This is a genomic window from Janthinobacterium sp. EB271-G4-3-2 (genome assembly GCF_020858035.1).
Classification (GTDB): domain Bacteria; phylum Pseudomonadota; class Gammaproteobacteria; order Burkholderiales; family Burkholderiaceae_D; genus Janthinobacterium; species Janthinobacterium aestuarii.
This window is the reverse complement of sequence record NZ_JACYMG010000021.1, coordinates 506-16,317: the sequence shown is the minus strand read 5'-3', so window position 1 is coordinate 16,317 and position 15,812 is coordinate 506. Positions and strand designations below refer to the sequence as shown.

The following is a 15,812-nucleotide window of genomic DNA, read 5'->3' as shown; positions in this document are numbered from 1 at the left end:
ATGACCATAGATTGGCAGCACTTCACGCCGTGGGCCTCGCTGGCCGGCGGCATGCTGATCGGCCTGGCGGCTGCGCTATTGATTCTGTTCAATGGCCGCATCGCCGGCATCAGCGGCATCGTCGGCGGCCTGCTGCGTCCGCGCAGTGGCGACCTCGGCTGGCGCATCGCCTTTCTTGCCGGCCTGATCGGCACACCCTTGCTGTACCCGTTGTGGCAAGCCTTGCCGCCCGTACAGATCGACGCAGGCATGCCGGCCCTGATCGTGGCGGGCTTGCTGGTGGGCGTGGGTGTGCGCTATGGCGCCGGCTGCACCAGCGGCCACGGCGTGTGCGGCCTGTCGCGCCTGTCGCCCCGTTCGCTGGCGGCCACCTGTGCCTTCATGGCGGCCGGATTCCTCACCGTCTATCTGTTGCGCCACGTATGAGTAAACTATTTCTTTCCCTGTTGAGCGGCCTCGTCTTTGGCCTGGGCCTGATCGTCTCCGGCATGGGCAACCCGGCCAAGGTACTCGCTTTCCTCGACCTGGCCGGCGCCTGGGATCCGTCCTTGGCGCTGGTGATGGGTGGCGCCATCGGCGTGGCCTTGCCGGCCTTCTGGCTGGCGCGGCGGAGAACCAGGTCGCTGCTGGGCGAGCCCATGCAGTTGCCGGCATCGCGGCGCATCGACCGGCGCTTGCTGCTGGGCAGCCTGGCCTTTGGCGCGGGCTGGGGTATCGCCGGTTTCTGTCCCGGTCCCGCCCTCGTGTCGCTGCTGGCGGGTCAGCCGAAAGCGTGGATGTTTGCCGGCGCCATGCTGGCCGGCATGGCCGTGTTTGAAGTGCTGGAGCGCCGCAAGCAGCCCGCGCCGGCCTGAGACGGTACAATCTGGCGCATCGCCACTTTGGATACCGCTTACATGAAGACCGTGATTTTCCGTGCCGGCGCGCGCGCCGCCCTGCTGTGCAGCATGCTGGCGCTGGCCGCCTGCGGCAGCCTGCTGAAGAAGGAAGCGCCGCCCGCTCCCGTGCCCGTGGCCGACGCCTTGCCCAATCCGCAAGTGCTGCTGCTCGGCGAAGTGCATGACAATGCGCAAGGCCAACGCCTGCGCGTCGCAGAATTGCAGCGCCGCCTGGCGGCCGGCTGGCGTCCCGTGATCGTCATGGAACAGTTCGACCGCGAAAACCAGGCCTTGCTGACGCGCGCCGCGCGCGAATGCGCCGACCCCGATTGCATCATCCGCGTGATGGAACAGCCGCGCTGGGACTGGAGCGTCTACCGGCCCGTGCTGGACCTCGTCATCAGCTACCAGCTGACCCTGGTCGCCGGCAATTTGTCGCCGGCCGATGCCTCGCGCATCGTGCGCGACGGCATCCAGTGGTCGATGCCGCCCGCCATGGCGGCCACTTACCTGGCCGCCCCCGTGCCGGCCGATATTCTGGAAGGGCAAAAAAAGGAAGTCCAGGCGGCCCGCTGCAATATGCTGCCCGACATGATGGTGGGTGGCGTCGTCAACGCGCAAGTGGCGCGCGATATCTGGATGGCCAAGCTGATCCGCGACCAGGCGCCGCGCGACGTGGTGCTGATCGCCGGCAATGAGCATGTGCGCAAGGATATCGGCGTGCCCCGCTGGCTGAAGCTGGCCGACCCGCAACTGAACGTGCGCAGCATCGGCTACCTGGAGCAGGGCAACACCGGCTACCAGGGCACGTTCGACCTGACGCAAACGATGCCGGCGCAGCCGCGCCCGGATCCGTGCGCCAAGTTCAAGAAATAATCACTGCTGCACCCGCACCAGGGCGCTGACCCGGCTTGCCGTATCGAGCAGTTTCGGCAAGCTGTGTTCCAGCAGATGCGCCACGGACGGCCCCGCCGTCTGGCCGCTGACGTTGATCGCCGCCACCACCTTGCCGGCCCGGTCGAACACGGGCGCGGCCAGGGCGATCAAGCCCTGTTCCAGCTCTTCCTGCACCAGGCACCAGCCCTGGCGCCGCACTTGCGCAATCTCTTCCATCAAGACGTCGATATCGACCTTGGTCGCCGGCGTGATTTTCAGCAGCGCCATCTTCGACAGCCGTTCGCGCAGCGCGTCGGGCGCCAGGCCCGACAGTAAAACCCGTCCCATCGAGGTGCAGTAGGCGGGCAGGCGGCTGCCGATGCCCAGGTTGATCGACATGGTGCGGTGCGCGGACAGGCGCACGACATACACGATGTCGTCGCCGTCGAGCACGGTAGCCGAGCACGACTGGCGCAAGGTCTGCATCAATTCTTCCAGCAGCGGCTGCGCCTGCGTCCACACGGGCAAGGATGACAGATAGGCGTACCCGAGATCGAGCACCTTCGGCGTCAAACGGAACAGCCGCCCATCCGCTTCCACGTAACCGAGATGCAGCAAGGTGTGCAGGATGCGCCGCGCGCCCGCGCGCGTCAGCTGCGCCCGTTCCGCCACTTCGCTCAAGGTCTGTTGCGGCGCGTCCGCGCCAAAGCTGCGCAGCACGGCCAGGCCCCGCGCGAACGATTGCACATAGCTGTCGCCGGGACGCGGCGCGCCGTCGGCATCGACAGTTTCTTCGGCGGAAAGGGAGGTGCTGCTGCGTGCGGTCATGGCAATTCCAATTGGTCAAGGTGGCAATTATAGCCATGGCGCTGGCGAAAACGGCAAATTGACAAGCGCCCAGATCAGGCATATTCTCACGAATAAGTTCTAAATGCGAATATTTGTTCGTTGTGCGAACAAATGACAGATGGATTTGATTGGGAGGAGACCGCAATGATCGACAAACTGCGTTCCAGCGTGCTTGATGCGCTGGCCGATATCCACGATGGCGCCACCGTCATGATTGGCGGCTTTGGCGGCGCGGGCCAGCCGGCCGAGCTGATCGACGGCTTGATCGCCCAGGGCGCGCGCGACCTCGTCATCGTCAACAACAACGCGGGCAATGGCGACACGGGCCTGGCGGCCCTGCTGAAAAACGGGCAAGTGCGCAAGATCATCTGCTCGTTCCCCCGCCAGGCCGATTCCCACGTCTTCGACGCCCTGTACCGCGCGGGCAAGCTGGAACTGGAACTGGTGCCACAGGGCAATCTGGCCGAGCGCATCCGTGCCGCCGGCGCCGGCATCGGCGGCTTTTTCACGCCCACGGGCTATGGCACGGACTTGGCCAAGGGCAAGGAAACGCGCGAGATCGACGGCCGCATGTATGTGTTCGAGTCGCCGATCCACGCCGATTTCGCGCTGATCAAGGCGGAGCAGGGCGACCGCTGGGGCAACCTGACTTACCGCAAGACGGCGCGCAACTTCGGCCCGATCATGGCCATGGCCGCCAAGGTCAGCATTGCTTCCGTGCATGAAGTTGCTGAGCTGGGCAGCATCGACCCCGAGCACGTCATCACGCCGGGCCTGTTCGTGCGGCGCATCGTGCAAGTGCCGCGCACGGCCACCGGCCCCGCCGGCTTCAAAGCAGCCTGAGGAATATCAACATGAATAAATGGAATCGAGACCAGATGGCGGCCAAGGTGGCGGCCGACATCCATGAGGGCGCCGTCGTGAACCTGGGCATCGGCTTGCCGACCCTGGTGGCGAACCACTTGCCGGCCGGCGCGGACATCATCCTGCACAGCGAAAACGGCGTGATCGGCATGGGCCCCGCGCCTGTGCCCGGCGAAGAAGACTACGACCTGATCAACGCGGGCAAGCAGCCCGTCACTCTGCTGCCCGGCGGCAGCTATTTCCACCATGCCGACAGTTTCGCCATGATGCGCGGCGGCCACCTCGACATTTGCGTGCTGGGCGCGTTTCAAGTGTCCGCCACGGGCGACCTGGCCAACTGGCACACGGGCGCACCCGACGCCATTCCCGCCGTGGGCGGGGCCATGGACCTGGCCATCGGCGCGAAAAAAACCTGGGTCATGATGGAATTGCTGACCAAGGGGGGTGAAAGCAAGCTGGTGCAGGCGTGTTCGTACCCGCTGACGGGCATTGCCTGCGTCAGCCGTATCTACAGCGACTTGGCCGTGCTCGACCTGGGACCAAACGGCGCCACGGTCGTCGAGCTGGCCGATGGCTTGAGTTTTGAGCAACTGCAAGCGTTGACGCCGGTTTCACTGCGGGACGGACGTTAGCAAGCCAGCGATGTCGGCTTACGCGCTTGCGCACTAAGCCGACCTACATAAATATTTCTTGGAGGAAAACAATATGACTGCAGCGTTTATCTGCGATGCCCAGCGTACACCGTTTGGCCGCTATGGCGGTGGCCTGTCCGGCGTGCGCGCCGATGACCTGGGCGCCGTGCCCATCCGTGCCTTGATGGCGCGCAATCCCGAGGTGGACTGGACCGCCGTCACCGACGTGCTGTACGGCTGCGCCAACCAGGCGGGCGAGGATAACCGCAACGTGGCGCGCATGGCCGCCTTGCTGGCGGGCTTGCCCGACAGCGTGCCGGGCGCCACCCTGAACCGCCTGTGCGGTTCGGGCCTGGACGCCATCGGCAGCGCGGCCCGTTTCATCAAGAGCGGCGAGGCGGGATTGCTGATCGCCGGCGGCGTGGAAAGCATGAGCCGCGCGCCATTCGTCATGGGCAAGGCCGACAGCGCTTTTTCGCGCGGCATGAAAATGGAAGACACGACCATCGGCTGGCGCTTCATCAACCCCTTGATGAAGGCGCAGTACGGTGTCGACTCGATGCCGGAAACGGCGGAAAACGTGGCCGTCGACTTCGGCATCAGCCGCGCGGACCAGGATGCGTTCGCCCTGGCCAGCCAGGTCAAGGCCCTGGCGGCGCAGCAGGCTGGCGTGTTCGACAGTGAAATCTGCCCCGTCAGCATCGCGCAAAAGAAAGGCGAGCCCGTCGTTGTCAGCCGCGACGAGCATCCGCGCGCCACCACCCTCGATACCCTGGCCAAATTGAAACCCGTCGTGCGCGCGGACGGCACGATTACCGCCGGCAACGCATCGGGCGTCAACGATGGCGCGGCGGCTCTGCTGCTGGCCGACGAGGCGAACGCGGCACGCTTTGGCCTGACGCCGCGCGCCCGCGTCGTGGCCATGGCGACGGCCGGCGTGGCGCCGCGCATCATGGGCATCGGCCCCGCGCCCGCCACCCTGAAAGTGCTGGCCATGACGGGTTTGACCCTGGCCGACTTCGACGTCATCGAATTGAACGAAGCGTTTGCCGCCCAGGGCCTGGCCGTGCTGCGCCAGCTCGGTGTGCGTGACGACGATGCGCGCGTGAACCCGAACGGCGGCGCCATCGCCCTCGGTCACCCGCTGGGTGCCTCGGGCGCGCGCCTGGCCATGACGGCCGTCAACCAGCTGCACCGCACGGGCGGCCGCTATGCGCTCTGCACCATGTGCATCGGCGTGGGGCAGGGCATTGCATTGGTGCTGGAACGGGTCTGATTCCACACGCCCGCAGGCGAAAAATAGTTGCCGGCGATACGTATTAACGCGTATGCCGGGCGGCTTTTTGACTCTGATCCAGGGCGTATGATGCAAAACCAGTCCGGGCAACCGGGCTGGCGTTGGCTTTTTCACACGAACAAAAAGACTGATATGACATCCCACGATACTCCGCATGACGTTGCGCAGCTGACTTCCCAGCAGCGCATCAAGGCCATCATTGGCGCTTCCTCCGGTAACCTGGTCGAATGGTTCGACTTCTACATTTACTCGTTCTGCGCGCTGTACTTTTCGCACGCCTTCTTCCCTTCCGGTAACCCGACGACGCAGCTGCTGCAAACGGCCGGCATCTTCGCCGCCGGCTTCCTCATGCGCCCGGTGGGCGGCTGGCTGTTCGGCCGCATCGCCGACAAATACGGCCGCCGCCAGTCGATGATGATTTCCGTGCTGATGATGTGCGGCGGTTCCCTGATGATCGCCGTCCTGCCGACCTATGAAACCATCGGCGCCTTCGCGCCGTTCCTGCTGCTCGTGGCACGCTTGTTCCAGGGCTTGTCCGTGGGCGGCGAATACGGTACCAGCGCCACCTACATGAGCGAAGTGTCGGAATCGGGCAAGCGTGGCTTCTTCGCCTCGTTCCAGTACGTGACCCTGATCGGCGGCCAGCTGCTGGCCTTGCTGGTGCTGGTGGTCTTGCAGCAACTGTTGACCCTGGAAGAGCTGCGTGCCTGGGGCTGGCGCATCCCGTTCGTCTTTGGCGCCCTGGCGGCTCTGGTGTCGCTGAACCTGCGTAAATCCCTGACGGAAACGACCACCGCCAGCGAGCGCAAGGACAAGGATGCGGGCAGCCTGCGCGGCTTGCTCAAGCATAAGCGCGCCTTCATCACGGTGCTGGGATTTACGGCCGGCGGCTCGCTCGTGTTCTACACGTTTACCACCTACATGCAGAAATACCTGGTCAACACGGCCGGCATGGATACCAAGACGGCCAGCGCCGTCATGACCTGCGCGCTGTTGGTGTACATGATTTTGCAGCCGGTGTTCGGCGCCTTGTCCGACCGCATCGGCCGCCGTACCTCGATGCTGTTCTTCGGCGGCCTGGCCACCTTGTGCGTGCTGCCGATCATGCATGCCCTGAAAGACATCACCAGCCCGTACGCGGCGTTTGGCCTGATCGTCATTGCGCTGGCCATCATCAGCTTCTACACGTCGATCAGCGGCTTGATCAAGGCGGAAATGTTCCCCGTCGAAGTGCGCGCGCTGGGCGTGGGCCTGTCGTATGCGGTCGCCAACGCCATGTTCGGCGGTTCGGCCGAATACGTCGCGCTGCAGTTCAAGGCCTGGCACGTGGAGGAGTATTTCTACTGGTACGTGACCATCATGTGCCTGATTTCCTTCATCGTCGCCATCCGCATGCCGGATCCGAGCCGCTCGGGACTGCTGAAGTAAGCTTGCCGTAAAATGGGGGACACTGCGGTGTCCCTTTTTCATCGCCGCCTTTTTATCGTGCCGATCAGGAGTTTTCATGTCGTATGTCATTCCCGCAGCCATCCAGCCCAGCGTTCCCGTTACGGGCAGCGCCGACAGCTTTCCCGTCCACCGCATCTATTGCGTGGGCCGCAACTACGTCGACCACGCCAAGGAAATGGGCCACACGGGCCGCGAGGCGCCGTTTTTCTTCATGAAACCGAACGATGCCGTGCTGCCCGTGCCTGCCGGCACGACGGGCGAACTGCCGTACCCGGCGCAGACGCAGGATTTCCAGCACGAGATGGAACTGGTGGTGGCCATCGGCAAGGGCGGCAGCGATATCGGCGTGGCCGATGCGCTGAGCCACGTGTGGGGCTATGCGATCGGCCTGGACATGACGCGCCGCGACGTGCAGGGCGCGGCGAAAAAGCAGGGCCGTCCATGGGACACGGGCAAGGCTTTCGAGCACTCGGCGCCCATCGGTTCCATCACCCCGGCCGCGCAGGCGGGTGACATTGGCCATGCCGCCATCACCCTGCACGTGAACGGCGAGCTGCGCCAGGCGAGCACCATCGACATGCTGATCTGGAACGTGGCCGAAACCATCGCCGACCTGTCGACTTATTTCACTTTGCAGCCGGGCGATCTGATCTACACGGGTACGCCGGCCGGCGTGGCGGCCGTGCAGCGCGGGGACGAGCTGGTGGGCGCCATCGATGGCCTGGATACCTTGCGCGTGAAAGTGGTCTAAGTTCTCAAGGAGACTGACATGATGAACGACACATATTCCGTAGCGCAACCGACGCGCGCCGAGATCGACGCCTTGACCGGGCCGGCCCTGCTGGAATTCGGCACGGGCTGGTGCGGTCACTGCCGCGCCACCGAGGCGCCGCTGGCCGCCGCGTTTGCGCAGCACCCCGGGGTGCCGCATATCCGCGTGGAAGACGGCCCCGGCCGCGCCCTGGGGCGCTACTTCCGGGTGAAGCTGTGGCCGACTCTGGTTTTTTTGAAGGATGGCCAGGAAGTGGCGCGCCTCGTGCGCCCGCTCGACAGTCGTGAGATCGAGCAGACTTTTGCATTGATCGATGCGTAGGCCGGCATAGGCCCGGCGTAGGTCGGCGTAGGTCGGCTTAGCGCAGCGTAAGCCGACACCACCGTAAGACATGCTCCATCACAACTTCTTGCCGCACCGCACCACTGCGCGTATCATAAGCCGCTTACAGCAAGATCAACCGCATCCTGAGTGATGCAGCGCGATCATCGCCGGCCGCTCCACCCGGAGGGGCCGCAGGCAAGGACTCACCACAAATGACCGATGCCGCGATGCCGACGCGCGGGTCTGGTACGGAATGCCTGGCGATACGCCGGGCCTGATACACGTCGCCCATCCCCTGACGCCTTTCCTGCCGTGCCCCGGGTAACCGGATGGCGCACGACCGTTGTTTCTCTAAATCAGCACTGATCACGGCGCGATAGCGCGCGTTGGTACACCGTTGTCTGCCGTTAACAACGGCGTGTTACGGCGTGGAATTTGTTTGCGAATTTCATAGCAAATTCGCAGCAATTACGCCCGAGCACAGCTATGATATGTGAACCGCGCGCCTAGACAACGTGCTGTGCTGCTGCCTGAAAAAACATCCAGAGAATGGCCTTTAGACACCCTCCCCAAGGAGCGCAGTAAATGAGCACCCCCCCCAAGAAAAATTCCCCCGGCACGGTGCTGTTCGCCAGCCTGATCGGCACCACCATCGAGTTCTTCGACTTTTATATTTACGCCACCGCCGCCGTGCTGGTGTTCCCGAAACTGTTCTTCCCCGCCGGCGATCCGTCGGCCGCCGTGCTGCAGTCGCTGGCCACGTTCGCCATCGCCTTCTTCGCCCGCCCCATCGGTTCGGCCGTGTTCGGCCACTTCGGCGACCGCATCGGCCGCAAGGCCACCCTGGTCGCAGCCTTGCTGACCATGGGTATCTCCACCGTCATCATCGGCTTGCTGCCGACGTATGCCGCCATCGGCACCCTGGCGCCGCTGCTGCTGGCGCTGTGCCGTTTCGGCCAGGGTCTGGGCCTGGGCGGCGAGTGGGGCGGCGCGGTGCTGCTGGCCACGGAAAACGCGCCACCGGGCAAACGCGCCTGGTACGGCATGTTCCCGCAGCTGGGTGCGCCGATCGGCTTTTTCCTGTCGGGCGGCATCTTCCTGCTGCTGAGCGAAACCATGACCGATGAGCAGTTCTTCAGCTACGGCTGGCGCATCCCGTTCCTGGCCAGCGCGCTGCTGGTTATCGTCGGCCTGTACGTGCGTCTGAAGATCACGGAAACGCCGGACTTCCAGAAAGTCATCGACAAGAACGAAGTCGTCAAACTGCCCGTGGCCACCGTGTTCCGCCAGCATGGCCGCATGCTGTTCCTGGGCACCATCATCGCCCTGGCCACCTTCGTGCTGTTCTACCTGATGACGGTGTTCGCATTGAGCTGGGGCACGACCAAGCTGGGCTTCACGCGCAAGGAATTCCTCATCGTGCAGCTGTTTGCCGTGCTGTTCTTCGCCCTGACGATTCCTTTCTCGGCCGTGCTGGCCGACCGCCGCGGCCGCCGTACCACCCTGATCTGGGTCTCCGTCGCCATCGCCATCTTCGGCCTGGTGCTCGCGCCGATGTTCGGTTCGGGCGTGACCTGGGAAGTGACCGTCTTCATGGCCGTCGGCCTGGGACTGATGGGCATGACCTACGGACCGCTGGGCACGATGTTGTCCGAGCTGTTCCCGCCCGAAGTGCGCTACACGGGCGCTTCGCTGACGTTCAACCTGGCCGGCATCCTCGGTGCCTCGCTGGCGCCGTACATCGCCACCTGGCTGGCCACCAACTACGGCTTGCAATACGTGGGCTACTACCTGTCGCTGGCGGCGGTGCTGACCCTGGGCGCGCTGCTGATGGTGGGCAAGCCACGCGCGGGCAAGGAAGCCTGGCAGTAACTGCTTGCTACACGATGGTCGAAAGCCGCCAGTTGCATAAGCTGGCGGCTTTTTTTGTGCCTACGGCGTTGCCACGTGGCCGTAGCAGGCTTTCAGTCCCGCATAGTCGTAGAAAACGCTGCCGGGCGCGATGCGCGCGCCGTCGCAAGCGGCCTGGAACGGCGTTTCCTCTTCGTTATACAGCAGGCGCACGATCAGCTGTCCTGCGCCGTTGCGGTACACATCCCACTGCATATTGGCCGCCAGCGGCGAGATGCTCTGGCCGCGCCATCGAGGGCCGGCATGGCTGTCGCCGGCCGATGCCGGCAGCGGTGCCAGCGCCTCTTTCAAGCCCATGGCCGAAGCGAGCGGAATGATCATTTCGGCGTGCGTGAAGCGCAGCTTGGCCGCGTGGCGCACATCGCCGCTGGCCAGCGCATCGACTTCCTTGAAAAAATCGTCGCGCAAGGCCAGCGCGAAGCGCCAGGTCACGCCTGGGCTGGTCGTGCTGCCCGGTCCTTTCTGGTAAAAATCCTCGTGGTCGGCGATATCGGCATAGTAGCGCGCATCCTCGGCGGGCATGTAGCGGCTGAAATCGGCCGGTACTTCATGGCGCATGCCGGCGGCGATCGCATACAGTTCATATAGTTTTGTCGCGGCCGCATTCAGGCTGCGGATGACGGTCTTGCCGCTGCCCGTCATGGTGCGCGTGAGCCGGCCGTCCGCGCTGGTGAAGCTGTAGCTGCCCGTGTCCGCATAGCTGGCGGCGCCGCGCTCGAGCTGGTCGAGGAAGGCGGGTGCGAACAGCCGTTCGAGCACGTGGCGCGCATGCGCGGCCGCCGCAGGCAGCCTGGCGGGGGCGTCCATCAGCGCATGCAGCTGCTTGGTTCTCTCATAGTACTGGTAGGCCTGGCTGGCGGCATAGGTGGCGTAGTACGGGTTGGCGCGATCGGCGACAAGATCCGTCCGCGGCGCCAGCTTGTGCGCGTACAGCAGGAAGCGGTTGACGCCATCCGCTTGCGGTACCGCCTTGCGTCCCTGAGGATACGGCGCCGGGGCGGGCGGCAGGTAGAGCAAGGGCGCCAGCGCGGGCGCGTGCTCGAGCAGCGACTGCGTGAAAAAACGGGCGCTGTCGCGCGCGCGGTCCACGCCGGAATCGATGGTGACGAGCTGGCGCGGCGCCGTCGCCGCGTCCTGGCCCACTTGCGCGAACAGGGCGGGCAGGCGCGCCAGCATGCGCACGGCCAGTTGCCGGTGTTCCTCGATGCCCGTCTGCGACAGATTGCCGTAGCCGGGTTTTTCGATGCCGGCCACGCCATAACCAAGCAGCGCGTTGGCCTTCATCAGGGCCAGGATGTCGGGGCCCAGTTCGCGCCCCAACGGCGTGAGCGCATCCTGCGCGGCGGCCTGCCGCCACATCGCATACAGGGCCGCGTCGCTCTTCATGCCGGTCAATCCGCGCGACCCGTGGCGCGCCACCAGCTGCGTGTAGATGGGCTGGAAGCCGGCCGGCGGCGCGGCATAGGTGGCCGGGTCCTGCTGCGGCGCGTAGGGCGTCTTGGTCTGGTAGTGGCCGTCGAAGGCGAGGGCCGGACTGGCGCAGGTGGCCAGGATCAGCGCCATGCGGGACAGGGAGAGTGGTGGGAGCATGGTTTTTTCTGAGGGAATAATTTCTTAACTGCAAGCCTAGCACTGAACGAAAAAAAAGCGGGCACGGCTGAATGCCGGCCCGCCTGTGCTGTCAGCGCAGCGCGTCAGCCTACCACTTCGGCGTGTACTTCAAGGTGAACTGCACGTTGCGCGGGTCGCCATAGTAGTTGTTCGAACCGGTGGTGTTGTAGGCCGGGATGATGTAGCGCTTGTCGAGCACATTGTTGACGTTGAGCGACAGGGCCACCTGCGGCGTGGCTTGCCACGCCAGGCGCGCGTTCCAGATCGAGAAGCCGGCAACCTTGAACTTGTACGCGGTATCGAGCGTATGGCTTTGCAGGTTGGCGCCGGCGCCCACGCTGAACTTGTCCCAGGCGCCGGGCAGGGTGTAGCTGGACCACACGCGCAGCATGTGTTTCGGCGTCCAGGTGGAAAAGACCTTGTCCTGATTGTCCGGGTCGTTCAGATACGTCGTCGTCGTATAGGCGTAACCGGCCGACAACTGCAGACCGCGCGCCACTTCGCCGGACACTTCCGCTTCCAGGCCCTGGCTGCGGACCTTGCCCGAAGCACGCGAGCAGTACCCGTCGGGGCACACCATGCCCGCCTCATAGTCGGTGACGGCACGGTTCTTGTGGTCGTAGCGGAACACGGCCAGCGAGGTGTTCACCTTGCCATCCATCAGCTCTCCCTTGATGCCCGCCTCGTAATTGCTGCCCGTGACGGGTTTGAGGACCTTGTCTTGCGCATCGCGGATGCTTTGTGGCGTGTAGATGTCGGCATAGCTGGCGTAGGCCGACCATTGCGGATCGAGCGCGTAGATCAGGCCTACCGATGGCGTAAACTTGGCGCTGGCGTTGAGCTGTTCTTCGGGACCTTTGGGCGTCGCATACACGAAGTCGTACCAGCTGAAGCGTCCACCCAGCACGGCTTTCAGCTTGCTGGTCAGTTGGCCGTTCCAGCTGCCATACAGGCCTTTCTGGCGTATTTCATAGGTGCTGACGGGACGCACGCCGTTCGGGCGCGCGGCGATGCTGTCGATATCTTGCCATGGGCGGTTGTGCCTGATGTTGAAGACGTCCGCACCGGATTCCCAGGCGCGGGCGTAGACGTCGTCCGACGCCAGCGTGACATAGCTGGCGCCCACGAGGACTTCCTGCGCGATGCCCAGGGCGTCGAATTTGCCGCGCACGTAGGCATCGATACCGCGCTTGCGGTTGTCGAAATCCATGCCAAAGTCGCCATAGCTCGCACCGCTGCCGTCGGGATTGATGGGCAAGGCCACGCGCTGGTGCACGGAGCTGGTGTTTTCTTTTATGTTCACGGCGGATGCCTTCAGGCTCCACTGGCTGTTGAAATGGTGTTCCAGATCGAGATACACGTTGGTTTGTTTGGCCTCGCTGCGGTTCCAGTCGGCGCCCGTGAAGGTGGAGCGGGGCAGGTTCAGCGCGCTGCCGTCCGCATAGCGGGGCAGGCCGATGAAGGTAGGGCGGCCATGGTCGTTGACGTTGCTGACGGCCAGGCCCAGGGTGGTGGCCGGTCCCAGGTCGTAGTCGAGCGCCGCGTACAGGGTGCGGTTCTTGCTCCATACCTGGTCGACGAAGGAGTGGGTATCTTCTTCATCGACAATCACGCGTCCGCGCAGGCTGGCGTCCGCGTTCAAGGGGCTGCTGACGTCGAGCTGGGCGCCAACATGGTCCCACGAACCGGCGCGCGCCGTTATGCTGACACTGCGCGTGGCGGTCGGGCGCTTGCGCACCAGGCTGACGGAGCCGCCGGGGCTGCCCGTGCCGACCAGCATGCCGGAGGCGCCGCGCAGCACTTCCAGGCGGTCGTAGATGACCATGTTTTCCTGGCCCCAGTTACCTAGCGCATAGGTGTTGCGGTCGATCGGCACGCCATCGTACTGCCATTGATCGATCTGGAAGCCGCGCGCCGTGATCACCACGCCCGGTCCCACGCCATGCACGCCCACCACGCCGGTGACGTTGTTGACGGCTTCGCGCAAGTCCGTGATGCCCTGGTCGTCCAGGCGCTGGCGCGTCAGCACGCTGACCGATTGCGGCATGTCCTTCATCGACTGCTCGCCCTTGCCGAGGGTGATCTTGCGCGCCGTGTAGGAGCCGCTGCCTTCCGTGGTGGCGCCTTGCCCGGCCTGGCCAACGATGGTAATCGAGGGCATGGTGCGCTCGGCCGTCGAGGCGGCGCTTGCCGCTGCCGTGGGCGCGGATGCCGGCGCGGCCACCAGCACATAGCCGGTCGCCGTCTTGCCGATGGCGTAGCCGCTGCCGCGCAGCAGTACGGCAAAGCCGTCGTCGATGGCATAGCTGCCCTGCAGGCCGGCCGTCTGCAGTCCCTGCACCTTGGCTGCATCGACGACGATGGATACGCCCGCCTGCTGCGCATAGCGGTTCAGGGCGCCGGCCAGCGGACCGGCGGGGATGGCGTAGCTGGCGGTGGCAAGGCTGGCCTGCGCCTGGGCGGCTGCCTGGACGTGCATGCCGGCGCCAGCCAGCAGGAGGGCGGCCAGGGCCAGGGGATGCAGCCGCGTGCGCAGCGCGCGCGGCGAGGAAACGGTAAGGATACGAGCGGACATGGTGACAGCCTTTTTTGATTGATCTCAGCTGCCTTGACGCACGAGATGCGCAAAGTGGAACCGCGAATGCAAAAAAACATTTACTTTTTGGCGGGGGCGTCCACCATCACCAGGTAGCGCGTCAGCATGCGGATGCGCAGCTGGGGGAAATTGTCGATCAGCAGCTGCAGCGCCTTGTCCGTGTCGTCCAGCGGCAGCACGGCCGCCACGCGGATGCCGGCGATCTGCGCGCGGTCGTAGTGCAGCTGGCCGTGACGGTGGCGCGCCAGCTCGTCGAGCACGTCGGCCAGCGGCAAGTCGTCGACCACCAGCTGGTGCGCGCGCCACGCTTGCTGCACGCTGGCCGCATCGATGCTGGTCAGTGGCCCGACGCCATCGTTCGTGATGCGCGTGCGCTGGCCTGCCCGCACCACGACGGCCCGATGTTGCGGCACCTGTGCCGATACTGTCGATTCGAGCATGCTCAGGATGGTGGCGCCGTCTTCCCTGCGCACGGCAAAACGCGTGCCCAGCGCGCGGATCGCCGCCTGGCCGCTGTCGACGATGAAGGGGCGCTGCGCATCCTTGGCCACGTCGACGAGGATGTCGCCACGCACCAGCTCCACATGCCGTTCACCCGCGTTGAAGCGTACGTTGACGGCGCTGCCGCCGGCCAGGGTCAGGCGGCTGCCATCGGCCAGGGTGTGCGTCTGCCATTGCCCCGTGGGGCTGCGCAGGTCGGCCAGCAGGTAGGCGGGGCGCTCGCCGAGGACCAGCGCGCCGGTCAGTACCAGCACGGCCACGGCGCTGGCCGCGGCCAGCTGGCGCAGACGCTGGCGCTTGGGCGCGATGGCGGCCAGGGCGGCCCGCGCGGGGCGGTGGTCGCCGCCGGCCGGCTCGCGCACGGCATTCAATTGGCGCAGCAGGTTTTCCATGCCGGCGGCCACTGTCGCGTGCAGCGGATCGGCCGCCTTCCATGCGGCGAAGCCGGCCCGCGCCATATCGCGCTCGGCCGGGTCGTCGGCGCTCAGGCGCACGATCCACTGCGCGGCCTGTTCGGCTGCCACGTCGGTGCGCGCGCCCTTCATGCCGCCATTGCCGGGCAGGCGTGGCGGCAGGCCAGCAAGGCTTGCACCAGGTATTTTTGCACCATGCGCGTGGAGACGTTCAATTGCGCGGCGACGGCGGCCTGCGGCTGCTCTTCCAGGTAGTGCAGCAAAAAGGCGTCGCGCGCCTTGGCGGATATTCCGTCCAGCGCCGTGGCGATCTGACCGAGCGCCTGCACGGCCATCAGGATCTCGTCCGGCGAGGGCGCGCCGGGCAGGCTGTCGGCCAGCAGGGCCAGTTCCGCCAGATAGCTGCGCTCGAGTACTTGCCGGCGCGCGCGGTCGAGCAGCAAGCGCTTGGCCGTCGTTGACAGATAGGCGCGCGGCTCGCGCATGCCGAACAGCGCGTCGCGCGAGGCGATGATGCGTAAAAAGGTGTCTTGCGCCACGTCGGCCGCGCCATGCGGGCAGCTGAGTTTCTTGCGCAGCCAGCCGACCAGCCAGCCGTGATGCTCGCTATAGAGCGTGTGCACTTGCTGTTGCAGGCTGGGCTGGATGGCGGACATGGGGGATGAACAATATAAATGAGAATTATTCTCATTGTAAGCGGCGGAGGCGGCTTGTCACAATCCCCGATTGCATGCGGAGGGGGCAGGTGTTGCGCGCAGGCCGCATGCGCGGTGTTGCCGGAAATGAAAAAACCCGCCGCTGCACGGGGCAGGGGCGGGTTCTTCATACTGCAAATTCTT

At 65.1% G+C, this 15,812-nt stretch carries 15 protein-coding genes; 10 read left to right on the top strand and 5 right to left on the bottom strand.

Translation table 11 applies throughout. The features are described 5' to 3' along the window. The 3 genes from IGS55_RS27345 to IGS55_RS27335 are packed head-to-tail and all read left to right on the top strand — an operon-like array spanning position 1 to position 1,754. Positions 1 to 426 carry a YeeE/YedE family protein gene (locus IGS55_RS27345; protein WP_230519409.1) on the top strand — a complete coding sequence of 142 codons (426 nt, stop codon included), beginning with the start codon at positions 1 to 3 and terminating at the stop codon, positions 424 to 426. After that, positions 423 to 854, top strand: coding sequence for a YeeE/YedE family protein (locus IGS55_RS27340; protein WP_230519408.1), 432 nt, complete (start codon positions 423 to 425; stop codon positions 852 to 854). Before IGS55_RS27345 ends, IGS55_RS27340 begins: the two co-directional genes overlap by 4 nt. Positions 855 to 896: 42 nt before the next feature. Next, on the top strand, positions 897 to 1,754 hold the full coding sequence (locus tag IGS55_RS27335) for a ChaN family lipoprotein (protein WP_230519407.1): 858 nt from the start codon (positions 897 to 899) through the stop codon (positions 1,752 to 1,754). On the opposite strand, the gene IGS55_RS27330 is transcribed toward IGS55_RS27335, so the two are convergent. After that, positions 1,755 to 2,582 (bottom strand): IclR family transcriptional regulator domain-containing protein, encoded by an 828-nt coding sequence (locus IGS55_RS27330; RefSeq protein WP_230519406.1) that lies wholly within the window; start codon positions 2,580 to 2,582, stop codon positions 1,755 to 1,757. Positions 2,583 to 2,747: 165 nt separating this feature from the next. On the opposite strand from IGS55_RS27330, the gene IGS55_RS27325 reads away from it, so the two are divergent. The 7 genes from IGS55_RS27325 (at position 2,748) to IGS55_RS27295 (ending at position 9,813) form a co-directional block, all read left to right on the top strand. Further along, positions 2,748 to 3,446 carry a 3-oxoacid CoA-transferase subunit A gene (locus tag IGS55_RS27325; RefSeq protein WP_230519405.1) on the top strand — a complete coding sequence of 233 codons (699 nt, stop codon included), beginning with the start codon at positions 2,748 to 2,750 and terminating at the stop codon, positions 3,444 to 3,446. An 11-nt stretch (positions 3,447 to 3,457) separates the two neighbouring features. Next, positions 3,458 to 4,099 (top strand): 3-oxoacid CoA-transferase subunit B, encoded by a 642-nt coding sequence (locus tag IGS55_RS27320; RefSeq protein WP_268992078.1) that lies wholly within the window; start codon positions 3,458 to 3,460, stop codon positions 4,097 to 4,099. A gap of 73 nt (positions 4,100 to 4,172) precedes the next feature. Continuing rightward, positions 4,173 to 5,375, top strand: coding sequence for a 3-oxoadipyl-CoA thiolase (gene pcaF / locus IGS55_RS27315; protein ID WP_230519404.1), 1,203 nt, complete (start codon positions 4,173 to 4,175; stop codon positions 5,373 to 5,375). A 153-nt stretch (positions 5,376 to 5,528) separates the two neighbouring features. Continuing rightward, entirely contained in the window at positions 5,529 to 6,824 is a 1,296-nt protein-coding gene (locus IGS55_RS27310) for an MFS family transporter (RefSeq protein WP_128141967.1), read from the top strand. A gap of 76 nt (positions 6,825 to 6,900) precedes the next feature. Continuing rightward, on the top strand, positions 6,901 to 7,596 hold the full coding sequence (locus IGS55_RS27305) for a fumarylacetoacetate hydrolase family protein (protein ID WP_230519403.1): 696 nt from the start codon (positions 6,901 to 6,903) through the stop codon (positions 7,594 to 7,596). Between the two features lie 21 nt (positions 7,597 to 7,617). Next, positions 7,618 to 7,938 (top strand): thioredoxin family protein, encoded by a 321-nt coding sequence (locus tag IGS55_RS27300; RefSeq protein WP_442908222.1) that lies wholly within the window; start codon positions 7,618 to 7,620, stop codon positions 7,936 to 7,938. A 588-nt stretch (positions 7,939 to 8,526) separates the two neighbouring features. Next, positions 8,527 to 9,813 (top strand): MFS transporter, encoded by a 1,287-nt coding sequence (locus IGS55_RS27295; protein WP_230519401.1) that lies wholly within the window; start codon positions 8,527 to 8,529, stop codon positions 9,811 to 9,813. A 60-nt stretch (positions 9,814 to 9,873) separates the two neighbouring features. Here the strand turns inward: IGS55_RS27295 and IGS55_RS27290 are convergent, their stop codons facing one another. The 4 genes from IGS55_RS27290 to IGS55_RS27275 form a co-directional block, all read right to left on the bottom strand. Then, positions 9,874 to 11,442: a histidine phosphatase family protein gene (locus IGS55_RS27290; protein ID WP_230519400.1), complete on the bottom strand. Its 1,569-nt coding sequence runs from the start codon at positions 11,440 to 11,442 to the stop codon at positions 9,874 to 9,876. A gap of 109 nt (positions 11,443 to 11,551) precedes the next feature. Next, on the bottom strand, positions 11,552 to 14,038 hold the full coding sequence (locus IGS55_RS27285; protein ID WP_230519399.1) for a TonB-dependent siderophore receptor: 2,487 nt from the start codon (positions 14,036 to 14,038) through the stop codon (positions 11,552 to 11,554). An 80-nt stretch (positions 14,039 to 14,118) separates the two neighbouring features. Beyond that, positions 14,119 to 15,105, bottom strand: a complete 987-nt coding sequence (locus IGS55_RS27280; protein ID WP_230519398.1) for a FecR family protein — start codon at positions 15,103 to 15,105, stop codon at positions 14,119 to 14,121. Next, positions 15,102 to 15,629 (bottom strand): sigma-70 family RNA polymerase sigma factor, encoded by a 528-nt coding sequence (locus IGS55_RS27275; protein WP_230519397.1) that lies wholly within the window; start codon positions 15,627 to 15,629, stop codon positions 15,102 to 15,104. Before IGS55_RS27275 ends, IGS55_RS27280 begins: the two co-directional genes overlap by 4 nt. Positions 15,630 to 15,812 lie beyond the last annotated feature (183 nt).

Coding starts and splice junctions, on each gene's coding strand:
- IGS55_RS27345 (WP_230519409.1), top strand. CDS start 1: ATGACCATAGATTGGCAGCACTTCACGCCGTGGGCCTCGCTGGCCGGC.
- IGS55_RS27305 (WP_230519403.1), top strand. CDS start 6,901: ATGTCGTATGTCATTCCCGCAGCCATCCAGCCCAGCGTTCCCGTTACG.
- IGS55_RS27290 (WP_230519400.1), bottom strand. CDS start 11,442: ATGCTCCCACCACTCTCCCTGTCCCGCATGGCGCTGATCCTGGCCACC.
- IGS55_RS27330 (WP_230519406.1), bottom strand. CDS start 2,582: ATGACCGCACGCAGCAGCACCTCCCTTTCCGCCGAAGAAACTGTCGAT.
- pcaF (WP_230519404.1), top strand. CDS start 4,173: ATGACTGCAGCGTTTATCTGCGATGCCCAGCGTACACCGTTTGGCCGC.
- IGS55_RS27285 (WP_230519399.1), bottom strand. CDS start 14,038: ATGTCCGCTCGTATCCTTACCGTTTCCTCGCCGCGCGCGCTGCGCACG.
- IGS55_RS27335 (WP_230519407.1), top strand. CDS start 897: ATGAAGACCGTGATTTTCCGTGCCGGCGCGCGCGCCGCCCTGCTGTGC.
- IGS55_RS27280 (WP_230519398.1), bottom strand. CDS start 15,105: ATGAAGGGCGCGCGCACCGACGTGGCAGCCGAACAGGCCGCGCAGTGG.
- IGS55_RS27300 (WP_442908222.1), top strand. CDS start 7,618: ATGAACGACACATATTCCGTAGCGCAACCGACGCGCGCCGAGATCGAC.
- IGS55_RS27320 (WP_268992078.1), top strand. CDS start 3,458: ATGAATAAATGGAATCGAGACCAGATGGCGGCCAAGGTGGCGGCCGAC.
- IGS55_RS27310 (WP_128141967.1), top strand. CDS start 5,529: ATGACATCCCACGATACTCCGCATGACGTTGCGCAGCTGACTTCCCAG.
- IGS55_RS27295 (WP_230519401.1), top strand. CDS start 8,527: ATGAGCACCCCCCCCAAGAAAAATTCCCCCGGCACGGTGCTGTTCGCC.
- IGS55_RS27325 (WP_230519405.1), top strand. CDS start 2,748: ATGATCGACAAACTGCGTTCCAGCGTGCTTGATGCGCTGGCCGATATC.
- IGS55_RS27340 (WP_230519408.1), top strand. CDS start 423: ATGAGTAAACTATTTCTTTCCCTGTTGAGCGGCCTCGTCTTTGGCCTG.
- IGS55_RS27275 (WP_230519397.1), bottom strand. CDS start 15,629: ATGTCCGCCATCCAGCCCAGCCTGCAACAGCAAGTGCACACGCTCTAT.